This is a genomic window from Streptomyces sp. NPDC047002 (assembly GCF_040704505.1).
Lineage (GTDB): Bacteria > Actinomycetota > Actinomycetes > Streptomycetales > Streptomycetaceae > Streptomyces.
The window spans coordinates 388,115-406,042 of the sequence record NZ_JBEYWC010000001.1 but is presented as its reverse complement, the minus strand read 5'-3'; the positions used below and the strand labels follow the sequence as shown (position 1 = coordinate 406,042).

General features: G+C 73.3%; 14 protein-coding genes and 1 pseudogene. 8 read left to right on the top strand and 7 right to left on the bottom strand.

The features are described from left to right. Positions 1-9: 9 nt before the first annotated feature. A complete protein-coding gene (locus AB0910_RS01885) occupies positions 10-2,193 on the top strand; it encodes an alpha-galactosidase (RefSeq protein WP_366742499.1) in 2,184 nt (727 codons plus the stop codon). Positions 2,194-2,201: 8 nt separating this feature from the next. Here AB0910_RS01885 and AB0910_RS01880 read toward each other — a convergent pair whose 3' ends face one another. Next, positions 2,202-2,627 carry a hypothetical protein gene (locus AB0910_RS01880; protein WP_366742737.1) on the bottom strand — a complete coding sequence of 142 codons (426 nt, stop codon included), beginning with the start codon at positions 2,625-2,627 and terminating at the stop codon, positions 2,202-2,204. A 17-nt stretch (positions 2,628-2,644) separates the two neighbouring features. Further along, on the bottom strand, positions 2,645-3,106 hold the full coding sequence (locus AB0910_RS01875) for an ATP-binding protein (protein WP_366742498.1): 462 nt from the start codon (positions 3,104-3,106) through the stop codon (positions 2,645-2,647). A gap of 211 nt (positions 3,107-3,317) precedes the next feature. Between AB0910_RS01875 and AB0910_RS01870 the strand changes: the two genes are divergently transcribed. Both AB0910_RS01870 and AB0910_RS01865 read left to right on the top strand, forming a co-directional pair. Then, a complete protein-coding gene (locus AB0910_RS01870) occupies positions 3,318-4,181 on the top strand; it encodes a helix-turn-helix transcriptional regulator (RefSeq protein WP_366742497.1) in 864 nt (287 codons plus the stop codon). Further along, entirely contained in the window at positions 4,182-4,418 is a 237-nt protein-coding gene (locus AB0910_RS01865) for a DUF397 domain-containing protein (protein WP_366742496.1), read from the top strand. A 111-nt stretch (positions 4,419-4,529) separates the two neighbouring features. On the opposite strand, the gene AB0910_RS01860 is transcribed toward AB0910_RS01865, so the two are convergent. Then, positions 4,530-5,885, bottom strand: coding sequence for a 6-phospho-beta-glucosidase (locus AB0910_RS01860; protein WP_366742495.1), 1,356 nt, complete (start codon positions 5,883-5,885; stop codon positions 4,530-4,532). A 120-nt stretch (positions 5,886-6,005) separates the two neighbouring features. On the opposite strand from AB0910_RS01860, the gene AB0910_RS01855 reads away from it, so the two are divergent. Together AB0910_RS01855 and AB0910_RS01850 are read left to right on the top strand one after the other, a co-directional pair. Further along, entirely contained in the window at positions 6,006-6,443 is a 438-nt protein-coding gene (locus AB0910_RS01855) for a YchJ family metal-binding protein (protein WP_366742494.1), read from the top strand. A 147-nt stretch (positions 6,444-6,590) separates the two neighbouring features. Further along, entirely contained in the window at positions 6,591-8,660 is a 2,070-nt protein-coding gene (locus AB0910_RS01850) for a phosphocholine-specific phospholipase C (protein ID WP_366742493.1), read from the top strand. 103 nt (positions 8,661-8,763) lie between these two features. Here the strand turns inward: AB0910_RS01850 and AB0910_RS01845 are convergent. Further along, positions 8,764-9,206, bottom strand: a pseudogene (locus AB0910_RS01845) (MFS transporter); the annotation flags it as partial. 15 nt (positions 9,207-9,221) lie between these two features. Next, positions 9,222-10,283 (bottom strand): ATP-dependent DNA ligase, encoded by a 1,062-nt coding sequence (locus tag AB0910_RS01840; protein ID WP_366742492.1) that lies wholly within the window; start codon positions 10,281-10,283, stop codon positions 9,222-9,224. A gap of 74 nt (positions 10,284-10,357) precedes the next feature. Between AB0910_RS01840 and ligD the strand changes: the two genes are divergently transcribed. Then, positions 10,358-11,368, top strand: a complete 1,011-nt coding sequence (gene ligD / locus AB0910_RS01835) for a non-homologous end-joining DNA ligase (RefSeq protein ID WP_366742491.1) — start codon at positions 10,358-10,360, stop codon at positions 11,366-11,368. Positions 11,369-11,441: 73 nt separating this feature from the next. Here the strand turns inward: ligD and AB0910_RS01830 are convergent, their stop codons facing one another. Further along, complete coding sequence (locus AB0910_RS01830; RefSeq protein WP_366742490.1) at positions 11,442-13,628, bottom strand: family 16 glycoside hydrolase; 2,187 nt, start codon at positions 13,626-13,628, stop codon at positions 11,442-11,444. A 65-nt stretch (positions 13,629-13,693) separates the two neighbouring features. Beyond that, a complete protein-coding gene (locus tag AB0910_RS01825; RefSeq protein WP_366742489.1) occupies positions 13,694-16,174 on the bottom strand; it encodes a ThuA domain-containing protein in 2,481 nt (826 codons plus the stop codon). A 202-nt stretch (positions 16,175-16,376) separates the two neighbouring features. Between AB0910_RS01825 and AB0910_RS01820 the strand changes: the two genes are divergently transcribed. Continuing rightward, the gene (locus tag AB0910_RS01820; protein WP_366742736.1) at positions 16,377-17,495 is read left to right on the top strand and encodes a multicopper oxidase domain-containing protein; all 1,119 of its coding nucleotides are present in this window, start codon (positions 16,377-16,379) and stop codon (positions 17,493-17,495) included. A gap of 149 nt (positions 17,496-17,644) precedes the next feature. Then, positions 17,645-17,923 (top strand): WhiB family transcriptional regulator, encoded by a 279-nt coding sequence (locus AB0910_RS01815; protein ID WP_366742488.1) that lies wholly within the window; start codon positions 17,645-17,647, stop codon positions 17,921-17,923. Positions 17,924-17,928: the final 5 nt, after the last annotated feature.

Genomic DNA, 17,928 nt, shown 5'->3' with positions numbered 1-17,928 from the left:
GACACTGCATTGACCCGCACCACCGCGCGGATCGCCCATCTGCGTGCGGCCGGAGTGAGCTTCGCCGTGGAGCTCTGCGACCCCCTGCCCCGCGTCCTGCACTGGGGCGCCGATCTCGGGGAGCACGGCGCCGACGACCTCGCGGCGCTGAGCGCGACAGCGGACGGCGCCGTCCTCAACAGCGCCCCCGACGCGCCACGGCGCTTCACCGTCTGGCCGACCGAGGCCGACGGATGGAGCGGCACCCCCGCCCACGAGGGCCACCGCGGCGGCACCCGCACCACCCCGCGACCCCGGCTCGCCGGCGCCGACGTCGGCGAGCGCGAGCTCACCCTGCGGCTCGACGACGAGGTGAGCGGGCTCGCCCTGACCCTCGTCTACCGGCTCGACGCGGCCGGCGTCCTCGGCGTCACCACCGAGGTCGCCCGCCCGGCCGGGGACGCGGCGGACGGGGAGCCGTACGACCTGGCGGCGGTGACGACGCTGCTCCCGGTGCCCGCGCGCGCCGCCGAGGTCCTCGACTTCACCGGCAAGTGGTGCAGGGAGCGCGCCCCGCAGCGCGCCGCCCTCGCCCACGGGAGCCATGTGCGCTCCGTGCGGCGCGGCAGGCCGGGCCTCGAAGCCCCGTACCTGCTGGCGCTCGGCGTGCCCGGCTTCGGCTTCGGGGACGGCGAGGTGTGGGGGCTGCACGTGGCGTGGAGCGGCGACCAGCGCTGGCTCGCCGAGCGGCTGCCCGAGGGCGCGGGCGTGCACGGCGCGGTCCTCGGCGGGGGCGAGCTGCTCTCGCCGGGCGAGATCCGGCTCGCGCCGGGGGAGTCGTACACCGCGCCCGAGTCCCTCTTCACCTGGTCCGACCGGGGGCTCGACGGCCTCGCCCACCGGTTCCACGACCGGCTGCGCGCGCGGCCCCGCCACCCGGCGGGCCCGCGCCCGCTGACCCTCAACACCTGGGAGGCCGTCTACTTCGACCACCGCATCGAGCGGCTGCTCGCACTCGCCGACCTGGCGGCCGGTGTGGGCGTGGAGCGCCTCGTCCTCGACGACGGCTGGTTCGCGGGGCGCCGCGACGACACGGCGGGGCTCGGCGACTGGACCGTGGACGACGAGGTGTGGCCGGACGGCCTCGGACCGCTCGCCGACCGGGTGCACGGGCACGGCATGCAGTTCGGCCTCTGGGTCGAGCCCGAGATGGCCAACCTGGACTCGCGGCTCGCCAGGGAGCACCCGGAGTGGCTGCTCGGCCCTTCGGCCGGCCTCGGCCCGAGCATGCGCCACCAGCACGCCGTCAACCTCGGCCACCCGGACGCCTGGGCACATCTGCTGGGGGCGCTCGACGCGATCGTCACCCGGTACGCGGTCGACTACCTCAAGTGGGACTACAACCGCGATCTGCTCGAAGCCGTGCACCGCGGCCCTGGCGGCCGGGACCGGCCCGGCGTGCACGCGCAGACCAGGGCGCTGTACCGGCTCATCGACACGCTCAGGGAGCGCCACCCGGGTCTGGAGATCGAGAGCTGCTCCTCCGGCGGCGGCCGGGTCGACCTCGGCATCCTCGCGCGCACGGACCGGGTGTGGGCCTCCGACTGCAACGACCCGGTGGAGCGGCAGGCGATCCAGCGCTGGACCGCGCAGGTCCTGCCGCCCGAGCTGATCGGCACGCATGTCGGCGCCCCGGTGGCGCACACGACGGGCCGGACGACCGACGCGTCGTTCCGGCTGGCCACCGCGCTGTTCGGGCACGCGGGCATCGAGGACGACCTCACCGCGCGCGACGCGGGGGAGCTGGCCGCGCTGACCCGGTGGGCCGCGCTGTACAAGGAGAAGCGGCCGCTGCTGCACGGCGGCCGCACCGTACGGGCCGACCTGCCCGACGACGCGGTGCTGCTGCACGGCGTCGTCGCGCGCGACGGCTCCGAGGCGCTGTACTGCTGGGCGCGGGTGGCGACGTCGGGGGACGCGCAGGCGGGCCGGGTGCGGCTGCCAGGACTCGAAGCGGCGGGCCGCTACCGCGTGCGGGTGCGCGACGAGCCGGGGCTGCCCCGGCTGCAGCAGGTGTCGGGCCCCGCGTGGTTCGCCGCCGCGCTCGACGGGTGGGTGGCCCTGCCCGGTGCGGTCCTCGCGATCGCCGGCGTCCCGCTGCCCACCCTGGCCCCCGGCCAGGCGCTCCTGCTGGAGGTGGTACGCGCGGACTGAGCCGCGGCTCAGGCGCGGGCGCTCCCGCGCGGCGCGGGCAGGGCGCCCTCGGTCCAGGCGGGCGCGGTGCCGGCGAGCTGGCAGACCATGAGGTAGAAGGGGATCGGCGGGGTGTAGGGCGTGCGGTCGTCCGGCCAGTGGATCAGGCGCGGCCGCGCGGCGGGGACGCTGATGCCCGCCACGTACCGGGCGGGGGAGGGCCAGGAGAGTTCGAGGTCGGAGCCGGCCGGCACGATCCACCACCACCAGTCGGTGTCGGCGAAGACGCATCCGGTGCGCGGCATCCGCGCCATCAGCCGGAAGCCGTGGCGCGCGGGCACCCCCACCGCGTCGCACCCCAGCGAGGCGGGCAGCGTGTCCGGGAGCGGGAGCCTGACGGTGCCGTCGGCGCGCACGGGGCCCGCGGTGCGCGGTCCGCGGCCGAGGCGCAGCAGCGCCGCCCGCGCGCTCCTCAACACGGTGCGTCCGTCCGCAGCGGCAGCTCGGCCCACACGACGCGTCCCGGGCCGTAGCCCGAGGTGTCCTGGGCCCCCCAGCAGCTGCACACGGAGTCGACGAGGAAGAGGCCCCGGCCGCCCTCGTCCCTGCCGCCCCGCTGGAGCTGGGGCCCCGTCGGCCCGTATCCCTGGTCCTCGACGGCTATCCGCAGCTTCTCCTGGTCGACCCGCAGCTCGCAGATCACGTGGTCGCCCGCGGCGTGCACGACGGCGTTCGTGACCAGTTCGGAGACGACCAGCACCGCGGTCTGTGACGTTCCCTCCCCGATGCCCCAGCCGAGCAGGCGGGCCTCGGTGAGTTTCCTGGCCCGGCCCACGGACTCCGCGCGCGCCGGCAATTCGAAACCGTAACGGCGGACAACGTTGCCAGGGCACATAGGCGCGAGCCGGGGGGTGAGCGCGTTACCAGGTGCCACGACCGATTCCTAACGGTGGGAAGCGACTTCTCCGCGCTGTGCCTCTCCCGTGGCACAGCGCGACAACCGCGTGAACTGGTTCACTCCGACCACTCTCCACCTGTCCGCGACACTTGGCAAGTGGCACTCTGAAAATTCCAGAGTGCCGTGTTCTAACTGGCAGAGTCATGGCACACTGCTTGCACATCGTGGCAACGGGGAGGTCCCTGAAGTGAGTGAACCGCGGTCGGCCCCGACCGTGGGGCAGGTCGTGCTCGGCAGGCGTCTACAGGACCTGCGGGAGCGCTCCGGCCTGAAACGCGAGGAGGCCGCGAAGCTCCTGCGCGTTGCTCCCGCCACGATCCGCAGGATGGAGACGGCCGAGGTCGCGCTCAAGATCCCCTACGTGCAGGTGCTGCTCACCGCCTACGGCGTGGGCCCCGAGGAGGCGGGGGTCTTCACGGGCCTCGTCGAAGAGGCCAACAAGCCCGGCTGGTGGCAGCGCTTCCACGACATCCTGCCCGACTGGTTCAGCGTGTACGTCAGCCTGGAGGGCGCCGCGGCCCTGCTGCGCGAGTACGAACCGCACTTCGTCCCCGGCCTGCTCCAGACCGAGGACTACGCGCGCGCCGTGCTCACCGCGGGCGCCGTCGGACGCTCCTCACCCGAGGAGACGGAGCGGCACGTCGCGCTCCGCATGGCCAGGCAGTCGTTGCTCACCAGGGAGAACGCACCGAGATTCTGGGTAGTCATGGACGAGACGGTCATCCGCCGTCCCGTCGGCGACGGCCCGGAGGTGATGCGGGCGCAGATCGACCGGCTGCTCGAAGCCGCCGACATGCCCCATGTGACCCTGCAGATCGCGGAGTTCGCCAGCGGACACCACCCGGGCACCTACGGGCCGTTCGTGATCTTCCGATTCGCGGAACCAGAGCTGCCGGACATGGTCTTCAGCGAGTACCTGACCGGCGCCGTCTACCTCGACGCGCGCCCTGAGGTGGCCACTCACCTGGAGGTCATGGACCGGATGGCGGCGCAGGCCGCAACTGCACAAAGCACGAAGGAGATCCTCAAGGATGTCCGCAAGGAGCTGTGAATGGATCGCATATACAACGGCATGCCCGCCCGAGAGCTCGGCGCCGAGGGCTGGCACAAGCCGTGGAGCGGCGGCAACGGCGGGAACTGCATCGAGGCCATGAAACTGGCCGACGGCAGAATCGCGGTGCGTCAGTCCTCCGACCCTGACGGCCCCGCACTGATCTACACACCGGCCGAGATCGCCGCCTTCATCCAGGGCGCGAAGTCGGGCCAGGCGGACTTCCTCCTGACCTGACGGCCTTCGAGACCATCACGACAGGGTGGGGCACGTGTGCGGCGTCGCAGCGTTTTTCAGGTGCGCTGCGGCGCCGCACGCGGAGAGTGCTCCCCCTGCCGCCGTGGCCGGTCAGCGGCCCAGGTGGCCGAGGCCCGGGTGGACGGCCGCGTAGCCGTCCACCAGCCGGCGCGCCACGGAGACCGAGTCGACCAGGGGATGCAGGGCGAACGCGGCGACCGCGTCCGCCCGCTCCCGGCTCTCTGCGGCCCGCAGCACCGCACGCTCCACCGCCTTCACCGCTGCCACCAGGCCCACCGCGTGCAGCGGCAGCGGCTCGGCCGCCAGCGGCCGCGCCCCGTTCGCGTCCACCGCGCAGGGCACCTCGACCACCGCCTCCGCGTCCAGCGCCGACAGCGTGCCGCGGTTGCGCACATTGAGGATCAGCGTCGCCCGCTCGTCGTGGGCGATCGCCCGCATCAGGGCCAGCGCCACCTTCTCGTAGCCGCCGGACTCCAGGTCCGCCTCGTCCCGCTCGCCCAGGCCCGCCGCGTCCCTGTTGGCCGCCATGTACGTGGCCTCGCGCTCCGCCAGCGTGCGGTGCCAGGCCGCGAGCGCCGCGCCTGGCCCGGGCGCCGCCGCACCGCCCACCTCCGTGTAGAACCCGGACTGCTGGCCGACGAGGAACGCGCCGCGGGTGCGCCGCGCCGTGCGGTACGCCTCCACCGTCTCGCGGTTGAAGTAGTAGTAGTGCAGGTACTCGTTGGGCACCGCGCCGAGCGACGCGAGCCACGGCGCGCCGAACAGCCTGCCCTCCTCGAACGAGCCGAGCAGCGCGGGATCGCCGAGCAGCCTGGGCAGTTCGTCCCGCCCCGCCACGTGCACGCCCCGCAGCCACCCCAGGTGGTTGAGGCCCACGTAGTCGAAGCGCGCCGTGTCCGGGTCCACGCCCAGCGTCCGCGCCACCCGCCGGCCGAGCCCCACGGGCGAGTCGCAGATCCCGATGACCCGGTCGCCGAGCACCTCGGCCATCGCCTCCGTGACGAGCCCCGCGGGGTTGGTGAAGTTGATCACCCAGGCGTCCGGCGCCACCGCCGCCACCCGCCGGGCGATCTCCCGCGCCACCGGCACCGTGCGCAGGCCGTACGCGATCCCGCCCGCGCCGACCGTCTCCTGGCCGAGCACGCCCTGGGCGAGCGCCACCCGCTCGTCCGCCGCCCGGCCCGCGAGGCCCCCCACCCGGATCGCGGAGAACACGAAGTCCGTGCCGCGCAGCGCCTCGTCCAGATCGCGGGTGGCCGTGACGACAGGCGCCCCCGCCACCCCCGCCGCCTGATCGGCCAGCACCCGCGTCACGGCAGCCAGCCGGTCCGCGTCCACGTCGTACAGCGCGACCTCGGTGATCCGGCCCGCGCCCCGGTCGCCGAGCAGCGCCCCGTACACCATCGGCACCCGGAACCCGCCGCCGCCCAGAATCGTCAGCCTCATGGCAGGGCCGCCTCCCTCTCGCTCACGTCCACGCCCCGATCATCGCCGAGCGCCAAGGCCGCGAGGGCCCCGGGGCCCTCGCGTCGCCCACCGGCGCGGCGCGGGGCGACAATGTCCCGCATGGCCCGACCCACCCGCCGCCCCACGACCCCCGCCGCCCCCGCCGCCCCCGCAGGCCCCGCGCCCTGCCCGTGCGGGCTGCCCGCGCCCTACGACGCCTGCTGCGGCCCCTTCCACCGGGGCGCCGCCGTTCCGCCGACGGCCGAGGCGCTGATGCGCTCCCGCTACAGCGCCTTCGCCGTGCGCGACGAGCCGTACCTGCTGCGCACCTGGGCCGCCGCCACCCGCCCCGCCGCGCTCGGCCTGGACGCGGCGACCCGCTGGACGGGCCTTGAGATCACCGCCACCACCGGCGGCACCGCCTTCCACACGAGGGGCACCGTCGCCTTCCGCGCCCACTACACCGCGTCGGGCGCCCCCGGCGTGCTCGGCGAACTCAGCCGCTTCGCACGGGAGCAGGGCCGCTGGGTGTACGTGGACGGCACGTTCTCCGGCTGACCGCGCCGCCAGGACCACGTCCGCCGGGCCGCCGTTCCTCCCTTCACCAAGAGTTCGCGACCAGTTCCCGGCCAGGCCCCCGGCCGTGCGGGCGGGGCGGCGGAGTCTGTCTCCGACCCACGCACCGCAACCCGAAGGGGCCACCCGATGGTCGACCTGAACCGTCGCCGATTCCTCCAGATGGCCGGCGGCACCGCCGCCTTCTCCACGCTCTCGACGAGCATCGCCCGAGCCGCCGCCATCCCGGCCCACCACCGCACGGGAAGCCTGCGGGACATCGAGCACATCGTCGTCCTGATGCAGGAGAACCGCTCCTTCGACATGTACTTCGGCTCACTCGGCGGCGTCAGAGGCTTCGCCGACCCCCGCGCCGTGACCCTGCCGGGCGGCAAGTCCGTCTTCCACCAGCCCGGAGAGCCGGGCGACGTGCTGCCCTTCCACCCCGCGGGCAGCGACCTCGGCCTGACCTTCCTCGAAGACCTCGACCACAGCTGGGAAGGCACCCACGCCGCCTTCAACCACGGCAAGTACGACTCCTGGGTCTCCGCCAAGTCCGCCGCGTCCATGGCGTACCTCACCCGCGACGACATCCCGTTCCACTACGCGATGGCCGACGCGTTCACCGTCTGCGACGCCTACCACTGCTCGCTGCTCGGCCCGACCGACCCCAACAGGTACTACATGTGGTCCGGTTACGTCGGCAACGACGGCGTCGGCGGCGGCCCCGTCATCACCAACGACGAGCGCGGCTACGGCTGGACCACCTACCCCGAGCGCCTGGAGAAGGCCGGGGTCTCCTGGAAGATCTACCAGGACCGCGGCACGGGGCTCGACGCCGCGGGCTCCTGGGGCTGGACCGACGACGCGTACATAGGCAACTACGGCGACAACTCCCTGCTCTACTTCGACGCCTACCGCGACGCGAAGCCAGGCGACCCGCTCTACGAGAAGGCCCGCACCGGTACGAACGCCGCCGCGGGCGACGGCTTCATGGACGTCCTCAGGGCCGACGTGCAGGCGGGCAGGCTCCCGCAGATCTCCTGGATCGCCGCGCCCGAGGCCTTCACCGAACACCCCAACTGGCCCGCCAACTACGGCGCCTGGTACGTCTCCCAGGTGATCGACGCCCTCACCTCCGACCCCGGGGTGTGGAGCAAAACCGCGCTGCTGATCACCTACGACGAGAACGACGGCTACTTCGACCACGTCGTGCCGCCGTTCCCGCCGTCGTCGCCCGCCCAGGGCGCCTCGACGGTCTCCGTCGACGAGGAGCTGTTCGGCTCACGCACCAGCCCGTCGGCCCCGGCGAGCAGCGGCGCGGGCCCCTACGGGCTCGGCATGCGCGTCCCGATGTTCGTGCTCTCGCCGTGGAGCAGGGGCGGCCGGGTCTGCTCCGAGGTCTTCGACCACACGTCGATCCTCCGCCTCATGGAGCGCCGCTTCGGCGTCGCAGAGCCCCACATCTCGCCCTGGCGGCGCGCCGTCACCGGCGACCTCACCTCCGCGTTCGACTTCAGCCGCGCCTCGAAGGGCGTGCCGTCCCTGCCGAGCACCGCCGGCTACAAGCCGAAGGACGCGGACCGCCACCCCGACGTGGTGCCCAGGCCCCCGGCCGACCAGGCGCTGCCCCGCCAGGAGCGCGACCGCAGGCCCCTGATGCCTGCCCCCTACGACCTCGCGGCCGACGCGGCCGTCGGCCAGGACGGGCTGAGCCTGCGCTTCGCCTCCCACGGCACGGCGGGCGCGGCCTTCCTCGTGACCTCGACGACCTCGGCCGACGGCCCCTGGACCTGGACCGTCGCCGCGGGCCGGCGGATCAGCGGCACCGTGCCGCTGCCCGCCACCGGCCGCCACGACCACGCCGTGCACGGGCCGAACGGCTTCCTGCGGCAGGTCTCGGGCACCGGCGTCCGCAAGGGTCCCGAGGTCACCGCCGAGCACGACCGCCGCACCGGGACCGTGCGGCTGCGCTTCACCCACCACGGCAGCACGCCCGTACGCCTGACGGTCAGGGACGAGTACGGCCACGCGGCCCCCGCCTCCGTGCGGCTGCGGCCGGGCGCGAGCGCCCTGCACACGGTGCAGACGGCCAGGGCCGACCACTGGTACGACGTCTCGGTCACCTCCGACCACGACGACACCTACCTGCGGCGGCTCGCCGGGCACGTGGAGACCGGCAGCCGGAGCGTCACCGACCCGGCACTCGCCCGCGGCTGACCCGCCCCGCGCCCCGGCCCCCCGGCCGGGGCGCACACGGGCCCGCGCCGCCCGCGATGTCGAGCCGCGTGTCGGAGCCGCGCACCACGCCCCGCGCCGTGTCGGGGCGGGACGCCGAGCGGACGGCCGGGACGGTGCGGGCCGCCGCGACGACCACCACGACCGCGATCCGCACGTTCACACGGAACGCCCAGCGCCAGGTCAGGTGGTCGGTGAACACCCCGCCGAGCAGCGGCCCGACGACCGTGGCGAGGCCGAACACGGCCCCAGCGCGCCCTGGTACTTCCCGCGCTCGCGCAGCGGGATCACGTCGGTGATGAGCGCCATCGCCGTCACCATCAGCCCGCCCGCGCCGATGCCCTGGACGGCGCGCCAGACGATCAGCGGTGTCATGTCCGTGGTGACCACCCACGACATGTGCTCGGCCCCGCCGAGGTCGGCCACGATCGTCGGCAGCGCCGTGCCCACGATGGTCTGGCCGAGCGCGGCGAGCAGCAGCCCGGGGACGATCGTCGCGAACACGATGTTCCTGCGGCGCCCCGGCAGGCGGCCCCGCGGGCCTCAGGCCCCGCCGAGCACCCGCGCGAGGTCGTAGCGCACCGGCTCCACCAGCTGGTCGTACGTGCAGGACGCCGGGTCCCTGTCCTGGCGCCACCTGCGCCACTGCGCCGTGTGGCGGAAGCGGGTGCCCTCCATGTGGTCGTACGCCACCTCGCACACCCGCGACGGCGCGAGCGCCACCCACGACAGGTCCTTCTTGCCGCTCCAGCGCGACGGCGCCCCCGGCAGCCGCGCGCCCTCGTGCGCCGACGCCTCGGCCCACGCGGCCCACGGGTGGTCGGCCGCATCGATCCGCAGCGGCGCGAGCTCCGCCATCAGCTCGGCCCTGCGGCGCATCGGGAAGGCCGCGCAGACGCCGACGTGCTGGAGCGTGCCCGCCGCGTCGTACAGGCCGAGCAGCAGCGAGCCCACGACGGGGCCGCTCTTGTGCGGCCGGTAGCCCGCCACCACCACGTCGGCGGTCCGCTCGTGCTTGACCTTGTAGAGGGCGCGGGTGTCCGGCAGGTAGGGCTGGTCGAGCGGCTTCGCGACGATCCCGTCGAGCCCGGCGCCCTCGTACCGGTCGAACCACGCGGCGGCGACCCGCTCGTCCGTCGTCGCGGGCGCCGTGTACACCGGCGGCCCGACGCCGGTGAGCACCGCGTCGAGCGCGTCCCTGCGGCGCTCCTGGACCAGCCCGAGCAGCGAGGCGTCGCCCTTGGCGAGCAGGTCGAAGGCGACGAGGCTCGCCGGTGTGCGCTCCGCGAGCGCGGCGACCCGGGAGGCGGCCGGGTGGATGCGCTCGGTGAGCCGGTCGAAGTCGAGCCGCCCGTCGTGGACGATCACGATCTCCCCGTCCACCACGCACCGCTCGGGCAGCTCGGCCAGCACGGCGGCCACCAGCTCGGGGAAGTAGCGGGTGAGCGGCTTGCCGTTCCTGCTGCCGATGACGACCTCGTCGCCGTCGCGGTGCACGATCGCCCGGAAGCCGTCCCATTTCGCCTCGTACTGCATGCCGGGCGGGATCCGCTTCACGGGCTTCGCGAGCATCGGCAGCAGGGGAGGCATCACCGGCAGGTCCATGGATCGATTCTCACCGCGCCCGCGGCACTCCGCCCGGCGTGCGGCGCGCCGGTGCCGCGCCTACCGTGGCGCACATGGGAGCGGCGGTGGAGCTGGCGGCGGGCGGCAGGACCGTGCGGCTGTCCAACCCGGACAAGGTGTACTTCCCCGAGCGCGGATTCACCAAGCTGGACGTGGCGCGCTACTACCTCGCCGTGGGCGGCGGCATCGTCCGCGCGCTGCGCGAGCGGCCCACCACGATGGAGCGCTTCCCCGAGGGCGTCACCGGCGAGTCGTTCTTCCAGAAGCGCGCCCCGAAGAACCTCCCCGAGTGGATCCCCACCGCGCGGATCGCCTTTCCCAGCGGCCGGTACGCGGACGAGGTCTGCCCGAGCGAGGTGGCCGCGGTGGTGTGGGCCGCCAACCTCGGCTGCCTGACCTTCCACCCCTGGCCGGTGCGGCGCGGGGACACCGACCACCCCGACGAGCTGCGCATCGACCTCGACCCGCAGCCCGGCACCGGCTTCGCCGAGGCGGTGGCCGCCGCACACGAGCTGCGCGCCGTCCTCGACGAGCACGGGCTGCGCGGCTGGCCCAAGACCTCGGGCGGCCGGGGCCTGCACGTCTTCGTGCCGATCGCGCCGCGCTGGACCTTCGCCCAGGTCCGCAGGTGCGCCATCGCCGTGGGCCGGGAGCTGGAGCGGCGGATGCCGCAGCGGGTGACCACGGCGTGGTGGAAGGAGGAGCGCGGGCCGAGGATCTTCGTCGACTACAACCAGACGGCCCGCGACCGCACCATCGCCTCCGCCTACTCGGTGCGCCCCAAGGCGCACGCCCCGGTCTCGGCGCCGCTGCGCTGGGAGGAGGTCGGGGACGTGGCGCCGCGCGACTTCGACATCGCGACCATGCCGGCCAGGTACGCGGAGCTCGGCGACGTGCACGCCGACATGGCGGACCACGCCTTCGGCCTGGAGAGCCTGCTCGACCTGGCGGCACGCGACGAGCGCGAGCACGGCCTCGGCGACCTGCCCTACCCGCCCGACCACCCCAAGGCGCCCGGCGAGCCCACCCGCGTCCAGCCGAGCCGCGCGCGCCGCAAGCCCTGACGCAGGCGTGCCGCGGGCCCCCTCCCGGTTCGGGGAGGGGGCCCGCGGCCGTGCGGGCAGGTGCGGAAGCCTGCTACAGCTCCTTGACCCGCACGTTCCGGTAGGAGATCAGGTCGGCGGTGCTGTGGTTCTGGAGCCCGATGTAGCCCGACGCGTAGCGCCTGCCGTCCGTGCCGGGGTCACCCGACCTCGGCGGGTCGAAGACCTGGCCGGGGTCGTTGTCGAACTCGTTGATCAGGACACCGTTGCGGAAGACCTTGAAGTGCTGCTTGTTCACGCGGATCTCGTAGTCGTTCCAGGTGCCCTTGGTGGTGGGGTGGGCGCCCGCGAGCCCCACCCGGTCGAAGCCGTAGACCGAGCCGGTCTTGTACATGTCGCCGCCGGGACCGTCGAAGATCTGGATCTCGTGGCCGTAGTTGACGGCCACCCAGGCGGGGCGCGACTCCAGCGGGAAGCCGTGCGGGTTCGGGAAGCGTACGAAGACACCGCCGTTGGCGTTGGCCGTGCCCGCCGCGTCGTCCCTGAACTGGAGCTTCAGCGAGAAGTTCGTGTACTGGCGGGCCGGGTACCACATCATGCCGAGGTCCCCGCCCACCGTCGGGTCGACGCTCATCGCGCCGTCCTTCAGATCGACCTGGCCGCCGCCGACGTGCTCCCACTTCGCGAACGACTCCGCGGTGCCGTCGAAGATCGTCCGGTAGCCGGTGGTCTGCCCCGGCAGGCCGATCTTCGACTGCCTGGCCGCCTTGGCGATCTTCTTCTGCTCGCGCTTGTCGATGACGTTCTGGTCGACGAGCCGGCCGAGCACGCCGTCCACGTGCTTGAGGAACAGCGCCTGCGAGGTCCACTCGCGCTCGTCCTCGATCAGCTCGTTGACGGTGCACCGGTTGGGCGTGAGCCGGTTGGGCACGCCCGTGTCGACCGTGCCGACGATGACCGTGAGCCGCTCGTCGTGCTCCGCGCACGGCGGCGCGGGCACGCCGCCGCCCTCGGCCACGGTGAACGCGGCGCTCCGCGCAGCGGAGGTGTTGCCCGCCTTGTCGGTGGCCCGGTAGGCGAGCGTGTGGGCGCCGGCCCGGTCCACGACGACCGGCTCCGTGTAGCCGAGGTACGGGCCGCCGTCGAGCGAGTACTCGGTGGCGGCGACCCCCGACTCGGTGTCCTGTGCGGTCAGGGTCACCGTGGCGCTGCCGATGAACGCGCCGTAGGAGTTCTTGGTGCCGGTGACCGCGACGGCGACCACCGGGGCCGTGGTGTCGTCGGCCGGAGGCACCACGACGGTGAAGTCGACGGACTTCTCGGTGGCCGCGTTGCCCGCCTTGTCGGTGGCCCGGTAGCGCACGGTGTGCGCGCCGGGCTCGTCGACCGCGACCGGCTGGGTGTAGGGCTGCCAGTCGCCGTCTGCGCCGAGCGCGTACTCGATGGTGTTGACGCCCGAGCCGGTGTCGGAGGCCGTCACCGTGACCGTGGCGGTCCCCAGGTAGTGGCCTTCGCCGTCCTGCTCGCCGCTGACGGTCGCCGAGGTCTCGGGCGGCGCGGTGTCGTCCGTCGGCGGTGCGACGACGGTGAAGTCGACGGACTTCTCGGTGGCCGCGTTGCCCGCCTTGTCGGTGGCCCGGTAGCGCAGGGTCTGCGCGCCGACCTGGTCCACCACGACGGGGTCGGTGTAGGGCTGCCAGTCGCCGTCGGCGCCGAGCGCGTACTCGACGCTCGCGACGCCCGAGCCGCCCTCCTCGTCCGCCGCCGCGACGCTCACCGTGGCGGAGCCGACGTACGCGCCGTCCGCGTTCTGCTGCCCCGCGACCTTCGCCGATGTGGTGGGCGCCGTGGTGTCGTCACCGCCGCCGCCCGCCGTCACGGTGAGCGTGCCGCTCATCATGATGTGGCCCGGCATGGAGCAGAAGTAGTGGTAGGTGCCGGGTGTCAGCGTGACCTGCACGCTGTGCCTGCCGCCCTCCGCGTCGGCCGGGTTGGCCAGGATGTTGACCTGCGCGTCGTTGTTGTACTGCGGGTCCGACGTGTCGAAGGTCAGGGTGTGCGGCAGGCCCGTGGTGTTGCCGGTGGCCGCGCTGTTCTCGAAGACGAGGGTGGCCGCGCCGGCCGCCGCGGTCGTGGGGGCGCTCGCGTAGTGCTCGATGGAGTCGCCCGCCGTCCAGGTCAGGATCTGCTCGGCGGCCGGCGCTGCGGGCGCCTGCCCCCGCCCGTACGCCGCGGTCGACGTCAGCCCGAGCACCAGCAGGAACGCCCCGACCAGGGACACCCACAGACGCCGTGTCCGCCGCCGCGAGGTCGGCGGGACTCTTCGGGTGGTGGCTCTCACCCGCCTCACGCTCCCTTCCCGACGAGGTCCTTGGCGGCCGGGGTCGGCGCGCCGCCTGTGTACGTCACGCGCCACAGCGCGGACTCGGAGTCGGAGTTGAAGAAGCCGCGCCCGTAGTCGAGGACGTACAGCGAGCCGTCGGGGGCGAACTTCCAGTCCATCAGGTTGCGGATGCCGCCGTCGCCCACGGGGATGATCTTCCGCAGCGAGTCGGCGTGCACGGGCAGCCCGCCCTCGCCCTGGTTCGCGGGGTCCATGGTGACCGCGTGGCGCGGGTTGGTGGCGTCGTAGAAGTCCGCGACGAACCACTTGCCGTCCCAGTACTGCGGCCACTTGACGCTGCTCTTGTACGTCGGGTCGAAGCGGTAGACCGGGCCGTCCATGGTGGCCTGGCCGCCGCCCTTCAGCCACGGCAGGCGGTAGGTGGCCTGGTCCGGGTCGTAGACGGGCACGCCGTCGTCGCCGCGCGGGTAGTCGGGCGCCCCGCCCTGCGGCGAGTACCAGATGTTGTTGGCCTCGGCGGGCGGGATGCCGACGAGCCCGTCGTTGTTCGGCGACTCGTTCTTCAGGTGGTCGCAGTCGTACCAGCCGAGCGGCTTGTCCGGGTCGGGCAGGTTGCGGTCGCGGTAGGGCTGCTTGTTCCCCATGCAGTACGGCCAGCCGCGGTTGCTCGCGTGCGTGATCACGGCGAACGTGTCGTACTTGGCGGGCCCCCAGGTCGTGGAGGGCTCACCGGCGTCAGGTCCTACCCAGCCGACGTAGAGCACGTCCGTCTTCTTGTCGATCGACAGCCTGGCGGGGTTGCGCACGCCCATCGCGTAGATCTCGCCGCGCGTCTTGCCGCCGCCCTCCGCTGTCTCCTTGCCGGTGAACAGGTTGCCCGCGGGCAGCGTGTAGGTGCCGTCGTCCTCGGGGTGGATGCGCAGGATCTTCCCGTTGAGGTTGTTGGTGTTGCCCGCGGTGCGGCGCGCGTCGGCGAAGGAGACGCCCTTGTAGTTGGGCTCCGGGTTGTTGCCCGAGTAACCGTCGCTGTAGAGCGAGGAGTTGTTGTCACCGACGCCGACGTACAGGTTGCCCTTGGAGTCGAAGGCCATCCCGCCGCCCGCGTGGCAGCAGCTGTGGATCTGCATCGGCCACTGGAGCAGGACCTTCTCCGAGGCGGTGTCGATCCTGCCGGTGGCGAGGTCCATGGTGAAGCGGGAGATGCGGCGCTTGCCCATCTGGGTGTCCCGGTCGATCTGCGAGTGCGGCGACCAGTAGACGTAGACCCAGCCGTTGGACTCGTACTGCGGGTCGAGCGTGATACCGAGCAGCCCCTCCTCGGTCTTGTTGAGCTCGTCGCCGCCGCCCCGGTTGCCGAAGACCGTCAGAGAGGCCGCGACGCTCACCTTCTCGGTCTTCGGGTCCCAGACGTAGATACGCCCCGTGCCCTTGCCGACGTTCGGGTCGTTCCAGTCGGTGACGACCGGGTCGGTCGCGGTGCCGCCGCCGCGGCCGATGGAGAGGACCTTCCCGTCGGGCGCGACGGTCAGGCCGTGCGGCTCGCCGATCTGGTCCTGTTGGCCCGGCTGGTTGGGCGCGGTGATCCGCTCGGCCTGGTAGTTGGCGTCGATGGTCGCCTTGCAGTCGGCGCGCGTCAGGCGCGACGTCCACTCGAGGGCGCCGCGCAGGTGGGCGCGGAAGTCGGTCTCGGCGAAGGAGGCGGCCGTGCCGCCCATGGCGGTGTAGAAGGAGCGGCCGCCGTCGTAGTCGCGGCACCAGGACACCGGGTGGTCCTCGGTGCCCGCAGCGCCCTCGCCCGGCTTGTACGTGGACTCCCGCACGCTCGCCACGGTGTGCACCGCGCCGGTCGGGTTGGCCTCCCAGTTGAACCAGGTGTCGGCGCGCTTCCATTCGAGCGGCAGGTTCCTGGTCGCCGGGTTGACGCGGTCGCCGACCTCGACGGTCGCCTGCTGCACGGCGGCCGGGCTGCCCGCGGCGGGCCGCGCGCCGACGAGTCCGGTGTACCAGTCCGAGTACGGCTCGGTGCGCGCCGCGTCGTGGATGCCCACGAAGCCGCCGCCCGCCTCCACATACGCTTCGAGCCCGGCCTCCTGCTCGGGGTCGAGCACGTCGCCCGGCCCGGTCAGGAAGACGACCGCGTTGAAGGTGCCGAGCCGGTTCGCGTTGGTGAAGACGGACGCGTCGTCCGTGGCGACGGTCTTGAACCGCTTGGCGAGCGGCCCGGTCCGCCCGATGGTCTCGACGGCCTCGATCCCGGCGTCCACGGTCGGGGACTCCTCGTCGGCGGAGCCGTAGTAGACCAGCACCTTGACGTTCGCGCCGCCGGGCGGCGACGGGAGCGCCAGGGCCGCGGCCCCGCGTTCCTGCGCCGGCTCGGCCGAGGCCGCCGCCGTGCCCAGCAGGGACGCCGCAAGGGCGCCCGCGGCCAGGCCCACGGTGAGCCGGCGCCGCGTTCTCGACCGGTGATGTGGTGCACGCTGCATGTGTTCACCCACCCCTCATTGGTCTGTGCAACAGCCTTGGAACGTAGACCCCTTTCGGCGGTCCGCCAATAGGTAAGGCTGGAATCCCACCAACTTTGTCCTGGGTGTGGATAAACGTCGGGTGCTGCTCTACCGTATGGCCGTCCCCGGGGCCCGTTTCGCCCCGCAACTTCCATCCCGTACGGGGGAGTTCGGCATGGCCATGGACAGAAGGAGCTTCAACAGGCGGCTGCTCGCGGGCGGCGCCGCCGTCGCGGGGGTCGCCGGAGCAGGGGTGGCCTCGGCGCCCGTGGCCACCTCGGCGCCCGTGCCCGCCGTCCGTACCGCGCCCGCCGGGGGACAGGTGCGCCACCTCACCCTCTTCGCCGAGAAGCTCGCCGACGGCCGCACCGGCTACGGCCTGGAGCGCGGCAAGGCGACCGTGCCGGGCCCGCTCGTCGAGCTGGTCGAGGGCGACACCCTGCACATCGACTTCGAGAACACCCTCGACGTGGACGTCAGCCTGCACGCGCACGGCGTCGACTACGACGTCGCGAGCGACGGGACCCGCCTCAACCGCAGCCATGTGCCGCCCGGCGGCAAGCGCACGTACACCTGGCGCACCCACGCCCCCGCGCGGCGCCCCGACGGCACGTTCCAGCCGGGCAGCGCGGGCTACTGGCACTACCACGACCACGTCGTCGGCACCGACCACGGCACCGGGGGCATCAGGGCGGGGCTCTACGGGGGCCTCGTGGTCCGCAGGAAGGGCGACCCGCTGCCCGACCGCACGTTCACCGTCGTCTTCAACGACATGCAGGTCAACAACCTGGAGAGCGGGCCGGACCTCGAGGCGACCGTGGGGGAGCGGATCGAGTTCGTCTCGATCACGCACGGCGAGTTCTACCACACGTTCCACATCCACGGGCACCGCTGGGCCGACAACAGGACGGGCCTGCTCGCCGGCGCCGACGACCCCAGCCCGGTCATCGACACGAAGATCGTCGGGCCCGCCAACTCCTTCGGCTTCCAGGTGATCGCGGGCGAACACGTCGGCGCGGGCGCGTGGATGTACCACTGCCACGTGCAGAGCCACTCCGACCTCGGCATGGCGGGACTGTTCCTCGTGTACAAGGAGGACGGCACGATTCCCCCGTACGAGCAGATGCACCACCCCTCGGCCGCGCAGCGCGACACGGCGGAGCGCAGCGCGCGCGAGGCCGCGAAGGCCATGGGCGCGGACCCGGCAGCGGCCGACGCGAACACCGGCCCGGGGGGAGGCGGTTCCGCGGACTCCACGGCCTCCATGGACATGGAGGGCATGGAGTCCATGCACCACTGAGCGGCGGCGCGCCGGGCCCTGCCGCCTGTACTTCGCCGCCCGCGCCTGGGACGCTACGGGCGGTGGCCGCGACGGGGCCTGACGGCCCCTCGGGCGAGGGTTGATGGTTCATCAATCGGACGTTTATCGGCGTGCGGAAACCTGTCGGCATGCCGATCAACATCACCACCGGTACGGCCGCCGACGGCGGCGACCGCTCCACGGACTCGTCCCTCGCCTGGCAGGACAGCGCGCTCTGCGCCCAGACGGGGCCCGAGTTCTTCTTCCCGGCGCCGGGATCCTCGACCCGCGAGGCCAAGAAGCTGTGCGGCGCCTGCACCGAGCGCGCCGCCTGCCTCGCCTACGCCCTCGAACACGACGAGCGGTTCGGGGTCTGGGGCGGGCTCTCCGAGCGGGAGCGGCTCGGACTGCGGCGCACCCGCCGCTGAGCGCG